The 1,338-nt window shown below is 65.2% G+C and carries 1 protein-coding gene; it reads right to left on the reverse strand.

What is annotated here, in order from left to right:
* Positions 1 to 1,338: ATP-binding protein (locus BLX41_RS17310; RefSeq protein WP_123725870.1), on the reverse strand; the 1,338-nt coding region annotated here is incomplete at both ends.

The raw sequence follows: 1,338 nt of genomic DNA on the forward strand, positions 1-1,338 counted from the left end.
AGCCACGCCCGTCAGGCGATGACTCAGGTCGCCGATGGTCTGGGGAGCCGCGGTCAGATCGGTCTCGCGCAACTGGGCGATTTCCTGCTGCAGGTTCTTGGTCAGTTCCAGGAGAATGCGCCGGCGCAGGATCGCACTGTTCTTGCCCACTTCGTCCAGGTGGTCGAGGTTGAACGAGCGTTCGTGCTCCGCTTCTTCGTCAGCCGGCGCGTGGCTGCCGAGCACTTCCCGCAGGCGCGCCAGGGTCACCGGCTTGATCATCAAATCGTTCATCCCGGCGTTGGAGCACTGGGTGGCCTCGTTGCTCAGGGCGCTGGCGGTATAGCCGATGATCAGGCGCGGCGCCATGCCCCGGCGCCGCTCGTCTTCGCGCACCGCACGGGTCAGGGCGTAGCCGTCCATGTCCGGCATGTTGCAGTCGCTGATCAGCACGTCGTAGGGCGATTCGCTCAGAGCCAGCAAGGCTTGTTCGCCGCTGCACACATGCTCGGCCTGATGGCCCAGGCGGGCCAGTTGCAGGGTCAGCACCAGGCCATTGGTGGAGACGTCGTCCACCACCAGCACGCGCAGCGATTCGGCCGCCTGCTGTTGTGGCGTCAGCGGTTCGGGTGATGGCGCCAGGGGCAACTGCCAGCTCAGGGGCAGTTCCACATGCACGCAGCAACCCCGGCCGGGTTCGCTTTCCAGCCAGATATGGCCATCCATCAACTGGCTCAGCTGGCTGCAAATGCTCAGGCCCAGGCCCGAGCCACCGTACAGGTGCGCGGTGCGGGCGCTGGCCTGGCGGTAGGGCTCGAAGATCAAGGGCTGCAAGGCCAGGGGGATGCCGATGCCGGTGTCGCAGACACTCAGGGTCAGCAGGCTTACGCCTTCGCGCAGCGGGAGCTCCTTGACCCGGACCTCAATGCTGCCGTGGTCGGTGAACTTCAGCGCGTTGCTGATCAGGTTGTGGAAGATCTGCTGCAGGCGCAGGGAGTCGACCCAGTGCAGGCGCTGGCTGTCGGCCTGGTAATCGAAGTGCAGTTGCAGGTTCTTTTCCCGGGCCTGGGCGGCGAACAGGCCGAGGCTGTTGGTCAAAAGCGGTTCCAGGGCCGTGGGGTGAGGGGCCAGTTGCATCAGGCCGCTCTCGATCTTGTCCAGGTCGAGGATGTTGCCGATCAGGTCGATCATCGACGTCGCCGATTGTTGGGCCACCCGCAGGTTGTGCGAGGGCGTGTTGCGGCCGCTGGTTTCAAGCTCCAGCAGGCCCACCAGGGCATTGAGCGGGGTGCGCAGTTCGTGGCTCATGGAGGCCAGGAACTCGCTCTTGGCGGCACTGGCCTTGAGCGCCATCTGCTT

Origin of the sequence: Pseudomonas protegens (genome assembly GCF_003732485.1) — a bacterium.
GTDB lineage: Bacteria > Pseudomonadota > Gammaproteobacteria > Pseudomonadales > Pseudomonadaceae > Aquipseudomonas > Aquipseudomonas protegens_B.